At 36.4% G+C, this 19398-nt stretch carries 19 protein-coding genes and 1 tRNA gene; 14 read left to right on the plus strand and 6 right to left on the minus strand.

What is annotated here, in order from left to right; genetic code table 11:
* The 4 genes from rpoD to ACUN28_RS07610 all read left to right on the plus strand — a co-directional run bounded on the left by rpoD (position 1) and on the right by ACUN28_RS07610 (position 3861).
* Complete coding sequence (gene rpoD, locus ACUN28_RS07595; RefSeq protein WP_000764060.1) at positions 1 to 1128, plus strand: RNA polymerase sigma factor RpoD; 1128 nt, start codon at positions 1 to 3, stop codon at positions 1126 to 1128.
* Positions 1129 to 1513: 385 nt separating this feature from the next.
* On the plus strand, positions 1514 to 1870 hold the full coding sequence (gene cccA / locus ACUN28_RS07600) for a cytochrome c550 (RefSeq protein WP_000828145.1): 357 nt from the start codon (positions 1514 to 1516) through the stop codon (positions 1868 to 1870).
* A 165-nt stretch (positions 1871 to 2035) separates the two neighbouring features.
* Positions 2036 to 2743 (plus strand): tRNA (adenine(22)-N(1))-methyltransferase, encoded by a 708-nt coding sequence (locus ACUN28_RS07605; protein ID WP_016086252.1) that lies wholly within the window; start codon positions 2036 to 2038, stop codon positions 2741 to 2743.
* Positions 2740 to 3861 carry a Nif3-like dinuclear metal center hexameric protein gene (locus tag ACUN28_RS07610; RefSeq protein ID WP_016086253.1) on the plus strand — a complete coding sequence of 374 codons (1122 nt, stop codon included), beginning with the start codon at positions 2740 to 2742 and terminating at the stop codon, positions 3859 to 3861. Before ACUN28_RS07605 ends, ACUN28_RS07610 begins: the two co-directional genes overlap by 4 nt.
* Before the next feature lie 38 nt (positions 3862 to 3899).
* On the opposite strand, the gene ACUN28_RS07615 is transcribed toward ACUN28_RS07610, so the two are convergent.
* Together ACUN28_RS07615 and vrrA are read right to left on the minus strand one after the other, a co-directional pair.
* Positions 3900 to 4850, minus strand: coding sequence for a 4-hydroxy-3-methylbut-2-enyl diphosphate reductase (locus tag ACUN28_RS07615; protein ID WP_016086254.1), 951 nt, complete (start codon positions 4848 to 4850; stop codon positions 3900 to 3902).
* 89 nt (positions 4851 to 4939) lie between these two features.
* The gene (gene vrrA / locus ACUN28_RS07620; protein ID WP_016086255.1) at positions 4940 to 5701 is read right to left on the minus strand and encodes a VrrA/YqfQ family protein; all 762 of its coding nucleotides are present in this window, start codon (positions 5699 to 5701) and stop codon (positions 4940 to 4942) included.
* Positions 5702 to 5881: 180 nt separating this feature from the next.
* Between vrrA and ACUN28_RS07625 the strand changes: the two genes are divergently transcribed.
* On the plus strand, positions 5882 to 7192 hold the full coding sequence (locus ACUN28_RS07625) for a DEAD/DEAH box helicase (protein WP_016086256.1): 1311 nt from the start codon (positions 5882 to 5884) through the stop codon (positions 7190 to 7192).
* A gap of 173 nt (positions 7193 to 7365) precedes the next feature.
* Complete coding sequence (locus ACUN28_RS07630) at positions 7366 to 8262, plus strand: deoxyribonuclease IV (protein WP_016086257.1); 897 nt, start codon at positions 7366 to 7368, stop codon at positions 8260 to 8262.
* 26 nt (positions 8263 to 8288) lie between these two features.
* Here ACUN28_RS07630 and ACUN28_RS07635 read toward each other — a convergent pair whose 3' ends face one another.
* Positions 8289 to 8543, minus strand: coding sequence for a DUF2624 domain-containing protein (locus ACUN28_RS07635; RefSeq protein WP_001048965.1), 255 nt, complete (start codon positions 8541 to 8543; stop codon positions 8289 to 8291).
* A 149-nt stretch (positions 8544 to 8692) separates the two neighbouring features.
* Here ACUN28_RS07635 and ACUN28_RS07640 point away from each other — a divergent pair, with 149 nt between their 5' ends.
* From ACUN28_RS07640 to ACUN28_RS07655, 4 genes are all read left to right on the plus strand, one after another.
* Positions 8693 to 9571: a YitT family protein gene (locus tag ACUN28_RS07640; protein ID WP_016086258.1), complete on the plus strand. Its 879-nt coding sequence runs from the start codon at positions 8693 to 8695 to the stop codon at positions 9569 to 9571.
* A 328-nt stretch (positions 9572 to 9899) separates the two neighbouring features.
* A complete protein-coding gene (locus ACUN28_RS07645) occupies positions 9900 to 10670 on the plus strand; it encodes a metal ABC transporter ATP-binding protein (protein WP_001059649.1) in 771 nt (256 codons plus the stop codon).
* Positions 10670 to 11503: a metal ABC transporter permease gene (locus ACUN28_RS07650; protein WP_016086259.1), complete on the plus strand. Its 834-nt coding sequence runs from the start codon at positions 10670 to 10672 to the stop codon at positions 11501 to 11503. The genes ACUN28_RS07645 and ACUN28_RS07650 overlap by 1 nt, the downstream gene beginning before the upstream one ends.
* 13 nt (positions 11504 to 11516) lie before the next feature.
* A complete protein-coding gene (locus tag ACUN28_RS07655) occupies positions 11517 to 11930 on the plus strand; it encodes a Fur family transcriptional regulator (RefSeq protein WP_001054512.1) in 414 nt (137 codons plus the stop codon).
* Positions 11931 to 12010: 80 nt separating this feature from the next.
* On the opposite strand, the gene ispG is transcribed toward ACUN28_RS07655, so the two are convergent.
* The 3 genes from ispG to ACUN28_RS07670 form a co-directional block, all read right to left on the minus strand.
* A complete protein-coding gene (ispG, locus tag ACUN28_RS07660; protein ID WP_141533940.1) occupies positions 12011 to 13114 on the minus strand; it encodes a flavodoxin-dependent (E)-4-hydroxy-3-methylbut-2-enyl-diphosphate synthase in 1104 nt (367 codons plus the stop codon).
* A gap of 164 nt (positions 13115 to 13278) precedes the next feature.
* Positions 13279 to 13644, minus strand: a complete 366-nt coding sequence (locus ACUN28_RS07665; RefSeq protein ID WP_000825407.1) for a hypothetical protein — start codon at positions 13642 to 13644, stop codon at positions 13279 to 13281.
* 72 nt (positions 13645 to 13716) lie between these two features.
* The gene (locus tag ACUN28_RS07670; protein WP_016086261.1) at positions 13717 to 14475 is read right to left on the minus strand and encodes a DUF1189 domain-containing protein; all 759 of its coding nucleotides are present in this window, start codon (positions 14473 to 14475) and stop codon (positions 13717 to 13719) included.
* A gap of 242 nt (positions 14476 to 14717) precedes the next feature.
* On the opposite strand from ACUN28_RS07670, the gene ACUN28_RS07675 reads away from it, so the two are divergent.
* The 4 genes from ACUN28_RS07675 (at position 14718) to ACUN28_RS07690 (ending at position 19257) form a co-directional block, all read left to right on the plus strand.
* Positions 14718 to 14791: transfer RNA gene (locus tag ACUN28_RS07675), tRNA-Ile, on the plus strand.
* 221 nt (positions 14792 to 15012) lie between these two features.
* The gene (sodA, locus tag ACUN28_RS07680) at positions 15013 to 15624 is read left to right on the plus strand and encodes a superoxide dismutase [Mn] (RefSeq protein WP_016086262.1); all 612 of its coding nucleotides are present in this window, start codon (positions 15013 to 15015) and stop codon (positions 15622 to 15624) included.
* Between the two features lie 116 nt (positions 15625 to 15740).
* Entirely contained in the window at positions 15741 to 17018 is a 1278-nt protein-coding gene (locus tag ACUN28_RS07685) for an MFS transporter (RefSeq protein ID WP_016086263.1), read from the plus strand.
* Positions 17019 to 17127: 109 nt separating this feature from the next.
* Positions 17128 to 19257 (plus strand): peptidoglycan D,D-transpeptidase FtsI family protein, encoded by a 2130-nt coding sequence (locus ACUN28_RS07690; protein WP_016086264.1) that lies wholly within the window; start codon positions 17128 to 17130, stop codon positions 19255 to 19257.
* The last annotated feature ends 141 nt before the right edge of the window (positions 19258 to 19398 follow it).

The raw sequence follows: 19398 nt of genomic DNA on the forward strand, positions 1-19398 counted from the left end.
ATGGCTGACAAACCAGCTCGTTCTAAACAAATTGAAACTGAAATGACCCTTGAGCAAGTGAAAGAACAACTCACTGAGCTCGGAAAAAAACGTGGCGTTCTTACATATGAAGAGATTGCAGAACGCATGAATGGATTTGAAATTGAATCCGATCAAATGGATGAATACTATGAATATTTAGGTGAACAAGGGATTGACTTAGTTGGCGACAATGACAACGACGAAGGTCCTAATAATCGCCAAATAGCAAAATCGGAAGAAGAATTCGACCTCAATGATTTAAGTGTACCACCTGGGGTTAAAATCAACGATCCTGTTCGTATGTATTTAAAAGAAATTGGTCGTGTAGATTTATTATCCGCAGAAGAAGAAATTCGACTTGCAACGCGTATTGAAGAAGGCGATGAAGAAGCGAAACGTCGTCTTGCAGAAGCAAACTTACGTCTTGTAGTAAGTATTGCAAAGCGCTACGTGGGCCGCGGTATGCTTTTCTTAGACTTAATCCAAGAAGGGAATATGGGTCTAATTAAAGCGGTTGAAAAGTTCGATTATCGTAAAGGTTTCAAATTTAGTACGTATGCAACTTGGTGGATTCGCCAAGCAATTACACGTGCGATTGCAGACCAAGCAAGAACAATTCGTATCCCAGTTCATATGGTTGAAACGATTAATAAGTTAATTCGTGTACAACGTCAATTACTACAAGATTTAGGACGTGAACCATCTCCAGAAGAGATTGGTGAGGAAATGGATCTTGCTCCGGAAAAAGTACGCGAAATCTTAAAAATTGCACAGGAGCCAGTTTCTCTTGAAACACCGATTGGTGAAGAAGATGACTCCCATTTAGGTGATTTTATTGAAGACCAAGAAGCAACATCGCCTGCGGACCATGCAGCGTATGAATTGCTAAAAGAACAATTAGAAGATGTGTTAGATACACTAACAGATCGTGAAGAAAATGTTCTACGTCTTCGTTTTGGTTTAGATGATGGACGAACTCGTACGCTTGAAGAAGTTGGGAAAGTATTCGGCGTAACGAGAGAACGTATCCGTCAAATTGAAGCAAAAGCACTTCGTAAATTAAGACATCCAAGCCGTAGTAAGCGTCTTAAGGATTTCTTAGAATAGGCTACCTTTAAGTTTACTTCACCTTTGTGAAGTAAACTTTTTTGTTTTGTTAATTTTTGTTAAACTTTATCTATCGGCAACGATTACAATTTCTTGTAATTTATTTTACAGAATTGTCTTTTGATTTGCAAATGCTCATTTTTCGATTTTTCGATTAATTTTGTTTATTCTATACAAAAATATATGTAGAAAAGTGAAAAATATGATGAAAAACGTTAATAATTATCGAAATAATAAGCGATATAAAAATAAAAAACAATAAACTGAATTTATGGAATATTTTTAACGATTAGTAGTTTACTCTTTTCTGATAGAGCGTTTTCAAGTACAATGGAAATGACTGAATCATCTAACTATTTAGCGGTATAGAGGGGGGAGAAGAGATATGAAACGTAATCCGCTGATTCCGTTCGCTCTTATTGCAGCATTAGGTATTATCGTTATGTTTGTATTTTCATTTCAGGGGCTAAATAAATCTAAAGAGTTAGCTGATGCAAAAAATGGCGGGAAGCCAGCACAAACAGCATCAAAGCCAGAGGATATTGTAAAGCAAAGCTGTACGAGCTGCCACGGCGATCAGTTACAAGGGGCAGTAGGGCCTAATTTACAAAAAATTGGTGGGAAACTTTCAAAAGATGAAATTAAAGAAATTCTTTCGAAAGGAAAAGGCAATATGCCACCAAATATAGTTCCAGCTGATCAAGCCGCTAAAGTAGCTGATTGGTTGTCTAAGAAAAAATAAAGTTCCGTATGACAAGCCTTTTGTTTATGCAAAGGGCTTGTTTTTCTATATTTTCTAAAATACGATGAATGATAGAGAAGTGAATTGTTGTTATGGGCTTGCAACAACTACTATAAATTCATTATCATGGAGACAGACTGACAAGAGAAGGAGTAATGGAAATACATGAATGAAGTAAAGCTTTCAAAACGATTAGAAGAAGTTGTACGTGAAATACCAGTAGGATCTACAGTTGCTGATATTGGGTCGGATCATGCGTATTTACCGTGTTATACAATTATAAATAATATTGCTACAAAAGCAGTTGCAGGAGAGGTTGTAGATGGACCATTTCGCTCTGCGCAAGCAACTGTAGCTGAAAGTGGCTTACAAGATAAAATAGATGTGCGTAAAGGGAACGGATTAGCTGTTATCGCGCCAGGAGAAGTAGATGTAATTACGGTTGCTGGAATGGGCGGAGCGTTAATTCGTGACATTTTAGAAAGTGGTAAAGAAAAATTAGAAGGTGTAACACGTTTAATTTTACAGCCGAATATTGCAGCACATCACATTCGTGAATGGTTTATTGAGAATGGATGGGAGCTTATCCATGAAAAAATCGTAAAAGAAGATGGGAAAATTTACGAGATTTTAGTAGGGGAGCGAGGAAACATCACGTTGCCTTATTCTGAAAATAAACAAGCTGAATTGTTTATGGGACCATTTTTAATAAAAGAAAAAAGTGAAGCTTTCGTTGAAAAATGGGAAGGGGAATTAAAAAACTTCCAAAATATTTTAAAGCAGTTAGAACGTGCGGTTGATTCTGAAGAAACAAAAGCGAAGCGTGCGGAAGTAGAAGTGAAAATGAAAATGATAGAGGAGGTTTTATCATGAGTAAAATTCCAAATGGCCATGAAATTATTTCGTTATTTGAAAGTATGTATCCGAAGCATTTGGCGATGGAAGGAGATAAGATTGGCCTGCAGATTGGAGCGCTTAATAAACCCGTGCAGCACGTATTAATTGCGTTAGATGTAACGGAAGAAGTTGTGGATGAAGCAATTCAACTAGGAGCGAATGTTATTATTGCTCATCACCCTTTAATTTTTAGCCCGTTAAAAGCGATTCATACAGATAAGGCGTATGGGAAAATTATTGAAAAGTGTATGAAAAATGATATTGCAATCTATGCAGCGCATACAAATGTGGATGTTGCTAAGGGCGGGGTAAATGATTTACTTGCTGAGGCGTTAGGATTGCAAAATACAGAAGTTTTGGCACCGACATACGCAGAAGAAATGAAAAAAATTGTTGTGTTTGTGCCAGTAACTCATGCAGAAGAAGTAAGAAAAGCATTAGGAGACGCAGGTGCTGGTCATATCGGCAATTATAGCCACTGTACGTTTAGTAGCGAGGGTACAGGTACGTTTGTACCTCAAGAGGGAACAAATCCTTATATCGGGGAAACTGGGCAGTTAGAACGCGTAGAAGAAGTGCGAATCGAAACGATTATTCCAGCTTCACTACAGCGAAAAGTGATTAAAGCAATGGTAACGGCGCATCCATATGAAGAAGTAGCATATGATGTGTACCCACTTGATAACAAAGGCGAAACATTAGGGCTTGGAAAAATAGGCTATTTACAAGAAGAAATGACACTTGGACAGTTTGCGGAACATGTAAAGCAATCATTAGATGTAAAGGGTGCACGAGTTGTTGGGAAATTAGATGATAAAGTGCGTAAAGTAGCTGTACTTGGTGGCGATGGTAACAAATACATCAATCAAGCTAAATTTAAAGGAGCGGATGTATATGTAACAGGTGATATGTATTATCATGTTGCTCATGATGCGATGATGCTCGGTTTAAATATAGTTGACCCAGGACATAACGTTGAAAAAGTAATGAAGCAAGGTGTGCAAAAGCAATTACAAGAAAAAGTGGATGCTAAGAAACTCAATGTACACATTCATGCTTCGCAGTTACATACAGATCCATTTACATTTGTATAAGAAATAAAAACCGTTGCACGTATAGGCAACGGTTTTTATTATTGTTCTTTTTTCACTTTTACGCGAGGTAATATTTTTTGTAACGGTACTTTTCGAACTCTCTCCCATGTAGCGGGATTCATTGGGTCATATTGCTCTAAGAAAGCGATAACCTCTTTTGTAATTGGAGTTGGAGTAGAAGCACCTGCTGTAACAGCTACGTTTTCTACACCTTGGAGCCATTCTAATTTGATTTCGCTTACGTCTGCAACGCGGAATGCTTTCGTGCCAGCGATTTCTTGTGATACTTGTGCTAAACGGTTTGAATTGTTACTTTTCGGATCGCCAACAACAATTGTTAAGTCTGCAACATCAGCTTGTTTAGCGACAGCTTCTTGGCGAACTTGAGTTGCTAAACAGATTTCTTTATGGAATTCTGCTGTTGGGAATTTCTTCTGAATGTCCTCCATTAAATGTTGAACATCCCATTGGCTCATTGTTGTTTGATTTGTAACTAAAATTTTATCCGTTGGAATTTCTAATGTTTTTAAATCATCAGCTCTTTCAATAAGATGAACGATATCAGGTGCAATACCAACTGCGCCTTCTGGTTCTGGATGATTTTTTTTGCCGATATAAATGACATGGTAACCTTCAGCTTTCTTTGCTTCAATAAGGTCATGTGTTTTTGTAACATCTGGGCAAGTGGCATCGATTGTTGTTAAACCTTTTTCTTTTGCGCGTTGTTTAACTTCTGGAGAAACACCGTGTGCAGTGAAAATAACAGTACCAGAATCAATTTTATCCAAAATTTCTAATCGACTTGGACCGTCTAATGTAATGATGCCATCTTCTTCGAATGCATCTGTTACATGTTTGTTGTGAACAATCATACCTAAAATATAAATAGGTCTTGGTAATGATGTATCTAATGCGGCGTTACGTGCAATAACCATCGCGTCCACAACACCGTAGCAATAACCACGAGGGGAAATTTTAACAATTTTCATATGAGTAATCCTCTCCTTCTAAACAAGGGATACTTTTGTGCATAGTCTTTTACATTATAAAGGAGGAGTGGATAGAAAACAAAGGATTGTTACACATATAGTTTTGGTTTTGTTGCTATTTTTTGAACAGGCTCCTCTCGTATTTCTTTTTCTATGACTGGCTCAATCACTATTTTTTTTCTTTTTCTTTTTTTTTGTGGAGGAGGCGGAGTTGCTACCTTAACCTTTTCTGTTATGTCTTCAGCTTGATCTTCAGTTTGATCTTCTTCCGTACTTTTTCCAGAGGTGAGGATTTTAACAATGCTTGGTAGGTTACGCATAATGGGACCATACTGTTCGACGACAGGGCTTACAGATTGAACGACTTGGGATACTTTTTCGATATTGTTTATCATATTAGTTGGATTTGAAATTAAATTCGCAAAAAAACTGCCGATGCCGCTGCTTGATGCTGCTGTAGTTGATGAACCGCCGCGACTTTCATTTGATTCATACATTTGAGGGGGGATCATTTGCTCCGGATGCTGCTGCATGTATGGCTGATATTGTTGTGAGTATTGCTGCGGGTATTGTTGTTGGTATTGCGGTTGCTGTTGATATTGCTGTTGATATTGTTGTCGATATTCGGGTGGCGGTTGCTGGTGCATCATTGGCGGTGGTCCTTCCATTTGTCGGTAAGGCGGAACCATTTGCATGAAAGGTTCGGTTGGATCGTGTTTTTTAAAGAGTTTAGCAAGGAACCCTTTCTTTTTTTGTGCCATCGGTGGTAGTTGTGGAATTGGATATGGTGTATAAGGTTGCTGCTGGCCTGGATTCGGGTACATCTGCCTCATGGGGGATTTTGGAAACATGTGAGAAATCCTCCTTTCTTCAGTTAGGTATATACACATACAATATGCAATAAGAGAGAAGAAGGTTAGTTTTTGAAGTAAAAACCTAAACTAAAGATGGCTTTTATTTGTAGATTTCGATATAATGTAGACTTGACTGATTTGTGCGCGCAGTAGAAATTTAGAAAGAAGGTGTAACTTATGACACAACAAACTTTTACACAGTATGATTTTAAACCATTTTTAATAGATGCAGTTCGTGAACTACGCTTTACAGAGCCGACAGGAATTCAAAAGAAAATTTTCCCAGTCGTGAAAAAAGGTGTAAGTGTAATTGGACAATCCCAAACAGGTTCTGGGAAAACACATGCATACTTACTTCCTACATTGAACAGAATTAATGCAAGTCGTGAAGAAGTACAACTTGTTATTACAGCGCCTACTCGTGAGTTAGCACAACAAATTTACGAAGAAATCGTGAAATTAACAAAGTTTTGTGCGGAAGATCAAATGATTACAGCACGCTGTTTAATTGGTGGAACTGATAAACAACGCTCAATTGAAAAGTTGAAAAAACAACCTCATATTGTAGTTGGAACACCAGGACGTATTAAAGATTTAGTAGAAGAGCAAGCGCTATTTGTTCATAAAGCAAATACTATTATTGTCGATGAAGCAGACTTAATGCTTGATATGGGATTCATTCATGATGTAGACAAAATTGCAGCACGCATGCCTAAAAACTTGCAAATGCTAGTTTTCTCTGCAACAATTCCTCAAAAACTAAAACCGTTTCTGAAGAAATATATGGAAAATCCAGAGCATATTCATATCAATCCAAAACAAGTGGCGGCTGGAAATATTGAGCATTATTTAGTACCTTCTAAACATCGTAACAAAATCGATTTAGTGAACAAAATGTTGCTACAATTTAAACCGTATTTAGCAGTTGTTTTCACGAATACGAAAAAGATGGCGGATCAGGTTGCTGACGGATTAATGGAACGTGGCTTAAAGGTTGGACGAATTCACGGAGATTTATCACCACGTGATCGTAAAAAAATGATGAAACAAATCCGTGACCTTGAATTCCAATATATTGTTGCAACCGATTTAGCAGCTCGTGGTATTGATATTGAAGGAATTAGTCATGTTATTAACTACGAACTTCCATCAGATTTAGATTTCTTCGTTCACCGCGTTGGAAGAACAGCACGTGCAGGGCATTCAGGTATTGCAGTGACGATTTATGATCCAGCAAACGAAGAAGCATTGGATAGTTTAGAAAAACAACGTCATATTGAGTTCAAGCATGTAGATTTACGCGGAGATGAGTGGGCGGATTTAGGTGAACGCCGCCGTCGTAAGAGCCGTAAAAAACCAAATGATGAACTTGACGTTATGGCAACAAAAGTTATTAAAAAGCCGAAAAAAGTAAAACCAAACTATAAACGTAAACTTGCAACTGAACGTGACAAAGTGAAGAGAAAATATAGCAATAAAAAAAGATAAGGGATTTCCCTTATTTTTTTTTACCCTGCTATTTGCTAGATAATGGAAAAACTGATTAAAGTTTCGTTGTAGCTAGTTGAAGTTTGTGTAGTGTTTTAGGAACAAACAATTCACTACATATTTCTACAAATTATGCTATCATTATATCTATTGTATATTGAAGAGGTGATTGTATGTTAAAGATTGGATCTCATGTTTCCATGAGTGGTAAGAATATGTTATTAGCAGCAAGTGAAGAGGCTGTTTCATACGGTGCAACGACGTTTATGATTTATACAGGTGCACCACAAAATACAAGAAGAAAACCAATTGAAGAATTGAATATAGAAGCAGGAAGAAAACATATGGAATTAAACGGTATTGAGGAAATTATCGTACATGCGCCGTATATTATTAATGTCGGGAATACGACGAAGCCAGAAACATTCCAATTAGGTGTAGATTTCCTTCGTATGGAAATTGAAAGAACATCGGCATTAGGTGTGGCGAAACAAATCGTTCTTCACCCAGGTGCGCACGTTGGTGCAGGGGCGGATGCTGGTATTCAACAAATTATTAAAGGACTTAATGAAGTATTAACGCCAGAGCAGACGGTTAATATTGCGTTAGAAACGATGGCAGGAAAAGGAACAGAATGCGGTCGTAGCTTTGAAGAAATTGCAAAGATTATTGATGGTGTAAAATATAATGAAAAACTATCAGTATGCTTTGATACATGTCATACGCACGATGCCGGATATGATATTGTAAATGACTTTGACGGTGTATTAAACGAATTTGATAAAATTGTTGGTATTGATCGTTTGCAAGTACTTCATATTAATGATAGTAAAAATGTACGCGGCGCAGGAAAGGACCGTCATGAAAACATCGGTTTCGGTCATATCGGTTATAAAGCGTTGCATCATATTGTGCATCATCCGCAGTTATTGCATGTACCAAAAATTCTTGAAACGCCATATGTAGGTGAAGATAAAAAAGATAAGAAGCCACCATATAAATTAGAAATCGAAATGCTGAAAAATGGTACTTTTGATGAAGGACTTCTTGAGAAAATTAAAGCGCAATAAGCAATAAGGAGGGGTTTTTCCCCTCCTTATTTTAGTAGTTGTTGAAATAAAGTATTTACTTGTTGTGCAGTAGCAGGGGAGGTTACTTTTGCTATTTGTTTTAAGAGCTCTAGTCGTTCGTCATTATCGTAAATGTTAATATTCTTTCCTTTCATAAGTAAAACAATTTGATCGGCTTGGGCAGTCGTAATAGAAACTTCATATTCTTTGCTATATTTCAATAACTCTTTTGTAGAAATATGATTTAATTTTTTATTTACAAGTTGTTTAATGAGGTTCATTAAGTTATCCTCCTTCACACGTTCTTCTATCGAAATATATGAGTACGTAGCTTGTACATATTCGTATAGAGTTTCTTTTTTCATGAGAAAAAGAAGCGTATGTTATAATATAAGGACAAAACTATAGAAAAAGAGTATAGGGAGGACTTATGGAGCAAAAGCAACATCGAAAAGAGAGTGTTATCCATCTTATTTATCGTTTAGTTATGATTATTTTTGGTGCAGCATGCGCAGCGGTAGCGATTGAACTATTTTTAATGCCAAATAAAATTATTGATGGTGGAATTATTGGTATTTCTCTTATATTAGATTATCTTACTCCGAATATTTGGTGGTTAAGTTTCTCTACTTTAGTCGTTATTCTCAATATCCCATTTATGTATTCAGGTTATAAGCAAATCGGAAAAACGTTCATGCTATCTTCGGCGTTCGGTATTGTAGCTTTAGCGTTTATTGAATCAACGTTACATGCTGTTCCGCCATTTACAACGGAGCCCATTTTAGCGACAGTGTTTGGTGGTCTTATTTTAGGTATTGGTGTAGGGCTCGTTATTCGTCATGGTGGATCAATGGACGGAACAGAAATTATGGGGATTTTATTAACGAAGAAATTACCTTTCTCTGTTGGCGAATTTGTAATGTTTGTGAACTTATTCATTTTTGCGTGGGCAGCATTTGTATTTGGTGTTGAACAAGCTATGTATTCTGTTATGACGTACTATATCGCATTCAAAACAATTGATACAGTCATTCAAGGTTTAGATGAAACGAAAGCAGTTTTAATTGTATCAGATCAATATGAGGAAGTATCAAATGCGATTTTGCATCGTCTTGGTCGTGGAACTACAAAGCTTGTAGCGAAAGGCGGTTACACGGATAAAGAAAAAGAAGTTATTTATGCAGTTGTAACACGTCTGGAAGTGACAAAGTTAAAATCAATTGTGTATGAAATTGATGAGAATGCGTTTGTTACGATTATGAGTACACAAGAGACAAATGGCGGTAAGTTTAAATCGGCTATTCACTAAAAAAGTTATCCAGCTATTTGAGGGCAGTAAAACTCTCACCTCAAAATTCGGATGGGGCAAAGCAGTTAGGCGGAGAGCTACTGCCCGTAAAATCCCGATTGGTGAGGGCAAATAATCGGTAGGGGATGGCCTCATCTGATTAAGGTTTCACTTTATAGGAATTTTTTTTGAAAGCAGAGAATTTTTCTCTGCTTTTTGTTATAATAGTAAGGTTTCTTGAAAAAAGTAGATATATTTTAGGCAGATTGGTTTACAACTATAATAAGCTGTACTATAATTCAAATAGATATAAATCGGAATCATTCTGAATTAAAATAGGTGAGATGCTATGAATAATATATTAGAAATAGAAGGATTGTCATTTCGATATGAAGATCGAAATGTGTTAGAAGATATTAATTTGCAAGTTCCGAAGGGAGCTTTTTTAGGTTTAGTTGGACCGAATGGTTCTGGGAAATCAACTTTGCTAAAATGTTTATTAGGCGTTTTAAAGCCAAAACAGGGAAGTATTCGTTTGTTTGGTGTTGATAGTAAGAAGTTTAAAGAATGGAACAAAGTTGGTTATGTGTCGCAAAAGGCAAATAGCTTTAATTCTGGTTTTCCGGCAACTGTTTTTGAAGTTGTGTCAATGGGACTCGTTTCGAAAAAAGGGCTGTTTCGCTTTTTCACGAAAAACGATAAGGAAAAGGTAGAAAAAGCGATTGCTGATGTAGGGATGAGTGAGTTTCAAGGGCGCAATATAGGAGAACTTTCCGGTGGACAACAACAGCGTGTATTTATTGCTCGTGCGCTCGTTAGTGATCCTGAATTACTTATTTTGGACGAGCCCACTGTTGGAATCGATGTGAAGAATGTAGAAAGTTTTTATGAGATATTAGAGGATTTAAACAAAAGGTTAGGAATCACATTAATTCTCGTTACTCACGATATGGGAGCTGTTACCGAGAAAGTAACACATGTTGCATGCTTAAACCAACATTTACATTTCCATGGAAATGTAGAGAAGTTCCGAGAGTTAGAAGATGCGGAAATGTCCGTCTTATATGGACATCATGTTCATCGTTTAGAACACGAGCATGAGCATCACGGGAGGATATAATGATACAAGATTTTTTACAATATGACTTTTTACGTAACTCTTTATATGCAGGGATTTTAATAGGGCTTGTTGCGCCGCTTATCGGTGTATTTGTTGTCATTCGCCGTATGTCGCTTATTGCGGATGCATTAAGTCACGTGACATTATCGGGTATTGCTGCAAGTTTACTACTAGAAAAAACAATTTTCACAGGAGGATTTTTAAATCCGCTATATATGGGAATGATTTTTTCTATTGGTGGGGCGTTACTTATTGAAAAATTACGTACTGTATATAAACATTATCAAGAATTAGCAATTCCGATTATTCTTTCAGCAGGAATGGGGATTGGCGTTATTTTTATTTCACTTGCAAATGGATTTAACACAGATTTATTTAGTTATTTATTTGGTAGTGTAAGTGCTGTAACAAGTACGGATTTAATAATCATCGGCATTGTAGCAATTGTTGTTATTGTAACGATTACTTTATTATACAAAGAGTTATTTTTACTATCGTTTGATGAGGAATACGCTGTATCAACCGGTTTGAGTGCAAAGTGGATTCACTTTATTTTTATTATATTGGTTGCTCTTGTCATTGCGGTATCAATGCGCGTAGTCGGGGTTCTTCTCGTATCATCATTAATGACGTTACCAGTTGCAGCAAGTATTCGTATTGCAAATGGATTTAAACAAACAATTTTCTTCTCCATTTTATTTGGTGAGATTGCAGTAATTGGTGGAATGTTTGCTTCGTATCAACTTAATCTAGCGCCAGGTGGTACAATTGTTATGATAGCAGTTCTTATTTTAATTGGTGCGATTTTATGGAAAAAGAAAAAAACTGCATAAAGTAGGGATAGATATGAATCTAACAGAAGCTTTACGCCTAATGAAAGATAAAGGATACAAACATACTGGGAAAAGAGAAGAGATGCTCAGGTTATTTGCAGCTCACAATCGTTATTTAACGGCGAAAGACGTTTTAGAGCATATGAAGGATGATTATCCAGGTCTTAGCTTTGATACGATTTATCGTAACTTAACGGTGTTTGCTGAAATCGGTGTTTTAGAACAAACGGAATTAAATGGTGAAAAGCATTTTCGTTTTACATGTTCTATTATGGAACATCATCATCATTTTATTTGTTTAGATTGCGGGGGAACGAAAGAGATTACTTCTTGCCCGATGGATTTTATGAATAAAGATTTTAACGGTTATGAAGTAACAGGTCATAAGTTTGAAATATACGGTCGTTGTCCAAAATGTGCAAAGTAAAAGCTCGTCAGTTATATAACTGACGAGCTTTTTTACGTAGAAAAGAAGGTTGCTCACAAATATTGTGGGCAACCTTCTTTTTATTGTTCTTGAGTTTCTTTTTCTTTTTCTCGTTCAGCAGCCATTTCAGCAGCGATTACGTCGATTTCTTTTTTTAGTTCTTCTACCATTATTTCTTCTGGCACTTTACGAACAACTTGCCCTTTACGGAATAATAATCCTTCTCCACGTGCACCGGCAATACCGATATCAGCTTCACGAGCTTCACCAGGACCGTTTACAGCACAGCCAAGTACTGCAACTTTAATTGGTACTTTTAGTGTAGAGATGTATTCTTCTACCTCGTTAGCGATGCTAATTAAATCAATTTCAATACGACCGCAAGTTGGACAAGAAATAAGTGTTGCTGCATTAGATGCAAGGCCGAATGACTTTAATAGTTCACGCGCAACTTTTACTTCTTCAACTGGGTCAGCACTTAATGAAATACGTAGTGTATTTCCGATGCCTTTATTTAAGATTGCTCCAAGACCAGCGGCACTTTTTACAGTTCCAGCAAATAATGTTCCAGATTCTGTAATGCCTAAATGTAATGGATAATCAAAAGCACGAGCAGCTTTGTCGTATGCTTCAATTGCTAAGTTAACATCAGAGGCTTTCATAGATACGATAATATCGTGGAAATCTAAGTCCTCTAAAATTTTAATGTGATGTAGGGCGCTCTCGACCATACCATCTGCAGTTGGGTATCCATACTTTTCTAAAATGTGACGCTCTAATGAACCTGCGTTTACACCGATACGGATTGGAATACCGCGTTCTTTTGCTGCATTTACAACAGCTTCTACTTTATGGCGACGACCAATGTTACCTGGATTGATACGTACTTTATCAATGCCACCTTCAATTGCTTTTAAAGCAAGGCGATAATCAAAATGAATATCAGCAACAAGTGGAATGTTGATTTGTTTTTTAATATCAGCAATAGCATTTGCTGCGCGTTCGTCTGGAACAGCAACACGCACGACTTGACAGCCAGCTTCTTCTAAACGTTTAATTTCAGCAACTGTTGCTTCAACATCATGTGTTTTTGTTGTTGTCATACTTTGTATAATTAATTCATTATTACCGCCAATTGTTAAATTACCGACTTTAACTGGACGTGTTTTTGTACGATGAGTCATTTCATTCACGAATAGATCGCTCTCCTTATAAAAGAAGTTTCTTATTTAGTCCCTCATATCAATGATAGTATACGTGATACAGGGCTATAGAAACCGAAGTGCTCGGTTTCACTTTTACTATTGTATCAGCGCCTTCATGTAATTGACAAGGATTAAGTGATTGCTTATTGATATAACGGGAATTTATAAGACTTTCCAATTTGTATTTTTGTAGCAGATGTACTTTTGTTCAGTTGTTTAAAGTCATCAATTACCTTTTCAATAGAAGGGATTTTTTTCTTGTTAATTTGTTCGGTAATAGAAAGAACTGTCTCACCTGTTTTGACTTCAATTGTTTTATAAGTGACATCTGTTTCTTTTTCTGCTTTGTTCTCTTTCTTTTGTTTTGTATCTGTACTTTCTTGTTTTATCGTTTGGGCCGCATTTGTTTTTTTATATGAACTTAACATCGGTAAAGTGCCGATTTTTATATCGTAATAAAATATATAACCAAGAACAAGCACGAATAAGAATATACCTAATCTTTTCATATTCTTCACTCCTTTGCTAGGAATATATGCTTGTCCAAAAAAAAAATGCCTAATTAGGCATTTTTTTCGTTCTTATTTTTCTTTCGGTTTTGGAACTTCTTTAATTGTTAAGTATAGAACAATTAAAACAACTGCGATATAAATGAATGTTGAACCAGGTACAACGATTTTGAATAAATCCATAATCATAAAGAAGATTGTTGGAATTGTGTAGCTGTAAGCAGTTAACGTCCATACTTGCTTATAAGATAATTTACGTTGACCGCTCATAGCCGAACCTATAAACGCAAGTAAAGTAATTCCTAAGAAAGTAATAAATAATTGGAATAGGTATACTAAAACTCCGATAACGGCTAGTAAAATTGGATAAATACTATCGAATACAGAAATAAAATCTTGCAAATCTTTCTTCTCAAGAGATGTCCCTAATAAATCATTATAGGAGTATGTTTGTGTTTGACCATTTCCTATAGAAACTACTTTATCTTTTAAAATAAATAAACCAGTTTTGTTTTGATATTTTTCTATATCTGTTGTATTTGGATCAAATACGAAAAGAGCATCTCCCTCTTCTTTTTGAATAGGTTGTTCAATATCGGCCTTTAGTTCACCATTTTCAATTTTAAAATCAGGTAAATCTTTTTCAATTGCTTGATTTACCATGGTAACACTATCTTGAATAAAGCTACCGTAAAAGAATGTTCTTGGAATAGTAGTGATTAGACAAAGTAGCATAATATACAAAATGGTTTTTCCGATTTTTTGAAAACGGAATAGCGCCATATCTTTAGGCGAATATACGCTTTTTGCTAATTGGGTAAATATGGACATAGATTCACTTCCTTTATGTATGTATAAAATCATTGTAACGTAGGAATCTAGAGAATCTCAAGATATATTATATTTACATATAGTGGAGATAACTAAATTTCTTTTTATTAATTTTCTTCTTTTGAATGAGAAAAATACAATTGACACTTTTCTTTTCCATATGGTAAATTTATCTTACATTTCTTAAAGAATATATCCGATAGGGATTCCTTTATTTGATATGTTGTTACATACATAATTGTGGACCCTTAGCTCAGCTGGTTAGAGCAGACGGCTCATAACCGTCCGGTCGTAGGTTCGAGTCCTACAGGGTCCATATCCATTTCACATGTTTATTACGTCAGCAGGAAGCTTCCTTGTAGAAGGGAGCTTTTTTTATGAAATATATGAGCATTTTAATTGAAAAGAAGTGGGAATTTTGCTACTTTAATGATAGCAAGACAATGTGATTTATTTGTTTGCACCCTATGGCAATTAGGGTAGAATGAAGTTGTATGTCACTTAAGTGGCAATACATAAACTGGGAGGAATATAACAATGGCAAAACACGAATTACCAAATTTACCTTATGCGTATGATGCTTTAGAGCCTCACTTTGACAAAGAAACAATGAACATCCATCATACAAAACACCATAACACGTACATCACAAACTTAAACGCTGCTTTAGAAGGTCATGCAGAATTAGCTGACAAAAGCGTAGAAGAATTAGTTGCGAACTTAAGCGAAGTACCAGAAGCAATCCGTACAGCAGTACGTAACAATGGTGGCGGACATGCTAACCATACATTCTTCTGGACAATCTTATCTCCAAATGGCGGCGGACAACCAGTAGGTGAACTTGCAACTGCAATTGAAGCGAAATTCGGTAGCTTCGATGCATTCAAAGAAGAATTCGCAAAAGCTGGCGCAACTCGTTTCGGTTCTGGTTGGGCTTGGTTAGTAGTAAATAATGGTGAGTTAGAAGTAACAAGCACACCAAACCAAGATTCTCCTTTAACTGAAGGTAAAACTCCAGTTATCGGTTTAGATGTTTGGGAACATGCTTACTACTTAAATTACCAAAACCGTCGTCCAGACTACATCGGTGCATTCTGGAATGTTGTAGATTGGAACGCTGCTGAAAAACGTTACCAAGAAGCAAAATAATTGTAATAACGATAGAAAAAGCTAGGAGAATGCTCCTAGCTTTTTTCTGTGCTTTCCTTTTACATAATTGAGCTTGTCTTTGGAAGACTAGAACATGAAGTAAAGGAGAGTTGTGTATGAAGTGGAAACATATAATTGGTGACGTTGAAGTGAATCGGGATTTAGTGTTATTGCTCCTTATTGGAGGTTTATACACGCTCGCAATTTCTTTATCGAATACGTTTGTTAACATTTATTTATGGAAACAAACACAAAATTATGTGAATCTTGGCTTGTATAATTTGGCCAGCGTTGTATTACAGCCTCTCACATTTCTTATAGGTGGGAAATTAGCGAAGCGTATTGATCGCTCAATTTTGTTACGAATAGGCGTAGGCACGTTAGCTATTTTTTTTATCGTTGTTTTAGTAGCGGGAAAAAGCGCTTCTCACTATATTTTATTAATGGGGGCTCTTTTAGGAGTCGGGTATGGTTTTTACTGGCTCGCGTTTAATTTATTAACATTTGAGATTACAGAACCAGAAACAAGAGATTTCTTTAATGGTTTTCTTGGACTTCTTACATCATTCTCTGGCATGATTGGGCCGATAGCAGCGGGATATACAATTTCACGTATGGAAAAATGGAGTGGCTATACGGTCATATTCTTTCTTTCGTTACTGTTATTTGCAATTGCTGTCATTTTAAGCTTTTTTGTATCTAAGAGAGAATGTGAAGGACGGTATGAAATTGTTCAAGTATTGAAAGAGCGGCAGGTTGATAAAAACTGGGGAAGAATTACACGAGCTCATTTTTTTCAAGGGCTGAGAGAGGGAACGTTTATTTTTGTTATTTCAGTGTACGTGTATTTAGCAACTGATAGCGAACTCGCCTTAGGGAAATATAGCTTAGTAAATTCTGCTGTATCATTTGTTTGTTACTATTTAGTCACTCGTATGTTAAAGAAAGAGTGGCGAAAAAAAGCAATTTTGCTCGGAGGCATTATTTTATATGCTGTCGTATTTTTAGTTATATTCAATGTTACATACACAAAATTACTTATTTATGCAGCGTGTATCGCAATTGCATACCCTATTTTGCTCGTTCCGTACGGGTCCATGACATATGATGTAATTGGTAGGGCGAAAAATGCGAGAGAGTGGCGTGTAGAATATGTAGTTGTCCGGGAATTATGGTTAAATGCAGGAAGAATTTGCTCGATTTTAAGTTTTTTATGTGCTGTACTATTCTTTCCGCCTGAAAAAAGTTTGCCTTACTTATTATGTATTTTAGGTGCAGGACATTTTCTTATTTATTTTGCAGTTAAAAATGTCAAATATGATGAGGGAAATACGAGTAAAACAAGTATTGTAACGCAAGGAACTACGCAGAATCAAACAGAACCAGAAGGTTAACTTCTCGGTTGTTTTATGCTAGAATAGAAAAAGATGTAAGACAGCAGTGAGGACACCTGTATGAAGGTGTCCCTTTCACATTACATAGCTGTTTGTAGAGGGGGTTTGTATGAGCAAGAAGCAGAAACAACAAAAGAAAAAGACTCACGTTCCTTTTCGGTTAAACGTGCTGTTTTTCTGCGTGTTTTTAATGTTCTCCGCGGTTATTGTAAGGCTTGGATATGTACAAATTGTTCGCGGTGAGGAATACAAGAATGAAGTGGAGAGGAAAGAGAACTCGACGATAAGTAATCCTGTACCACGTGGGAAAATATTTGACCGTTATGGGCGAGCTGTAGTAGATAATGCAGCTGTACGTACGATTACATTTACAAAAATGAAAGGATCAACTGCAGAAACTCGCTTAGAAACAGCGAAAAAGCTAGCAGAGTTGATTGAAGTACCGACAGATAAATTAACAGATCGCGATAAAAAAGATTATTGGCTTGCTATGCATAAAGAGGAAGCGAAAGAAAAAATTACGAATAAAGATCGTCAAGAGTTGAAAGATAAAAAAATTGACGATAAAGAATTAGAGGAGCGTCAACGAAGTCGCGTGACAGAAGAAGAAGTAAATCAATTATCCGCAAAAGATTTAGAAATACTAGCGATTAAAAGCAAAATGGACGGCGGATATGCAATGACACCACAAGTCATTAAGAAGGATGCAACTGATGAAGAATATGCGATTATTAGTGAAAAATTAGCGGAATTGCCAGGTGTAGATACAAGTGTCGATTGGGAGCGAAAATATGCATATGATGGTGATTTGTTCCGAAGTGTACTTGGTGGTGTAACAACTTCTGATGAAGGTTTACCGAAAGAGCGTTTAGATTACTATCTTGTTCGTGATTATAATCGGAATGATCGCGTAGGGAAAAGTTACCTTGAACAGCAATATGAAGATAGCCTGCACGGTACGAAAGCAGAAGTGAAAAATATTACAGATAAAAACGGTAATATTTTAGAAACGATTAATGTATCAAAAGGGCAAAGTGGTAATGACCTGAACTTAACAATCGATATGGAATTACAAAAGCGTGTAGAAGAAATTATCACGAAAAATTTATTGAGATATAAAGGTGGACAACCTCTTTTAGATCGTGCATTCGTTGTAATGATGAATCCAAAAAATGGTGAAGTTTTATCTATGGCAGGGAAACAGTTAGTGAATGAAAATGGCGAAACGAAAGTACAAGATTTCGCATTAGGAACGATGACAAGTTCTTATCCAATGGGATCGACTGTAAAAGGTGCGACAGTACTTACAGGGTATCAAACAGGTGCGATTCAACCGGGTTCAGTTCAATATGACGAACCAATCAGATTAAAGGGAACGCCACAAAAAGCTTCTTGGAAGAATATGGGTTACATTAATGATTTGACAGCATTAAAAATGTCTTCTAACGTATATATGTTTAAAACAGCGATGAATCTCGCAGGTGTTCAATATGTGAAAGGTGGTACGTTAGATATTCCACAAAAAGCATTTGATACGATGCGTTATTATTTCGGACAGTTTGGACTTGGTGTGAAAACAGGTATTGATTTACCGAATGAATCAGCGGGCCAAACAGGTAGAGGAAATCAGCCAGGTTTCTTATTAGATTTATCAATTGGACAGTACGATACGTATACACCACTTCAATTAGCACAATATGTTTCAACAATTGCAAATGGTGGTTACCGTATGCAGCCACAAGTTGTAAAAGAAATTCGTCAACCGGCAGCGAAACCAGATGAAGTTGGAAAAGTTGTTCATTCAATGGAACCGAAAGTTCTAAACCGTATTGATATGCCTGAATCACAAATTAAACGTGTTCAGGAAGGATTTAGACAAGTATTTAACGATTCTGGTGGTACAGCTGCGAAATACTTTACAGGTGCACCATATAAAGCTGCTGGTAAAACAGGTACAGCTCAAACTGTGTATGGCGGAGATAAAGAGATTGGTAGAAAGGCAAACGGTGAGCGTAAAGAAACATATAACTTAACGTTAGTAGGTTATGCGCCACTTGAAGATCCTGAAGTAGCGTTTTCTGTTGTTGTACCTTGGGTAGATGATAAATCAGGTATTAACGGTTATATTAGTCGTGACATTATGGACGCGTACTTTGATTTGAAAAAAGTAGAAAATGGCGAAGCTCCAACAGATGCAAAAGACAATAAAAAGAAAAATATAGATCAAGATGATGAATAAAAAAGTTGTAAAAAAAGCACACTATCTGAAAAGATAGTGTGCTTTTTTTTATGGTCCATGCATACGTTTTAATAAAGTGGACAAGCATATCGTATCGAAAAATTAAGAGGCCTAACAAGTAATACGTTTACTTCTCCTCTG

Source organism: Bacillus sp. WC2507, assembly GCF_052656125.1.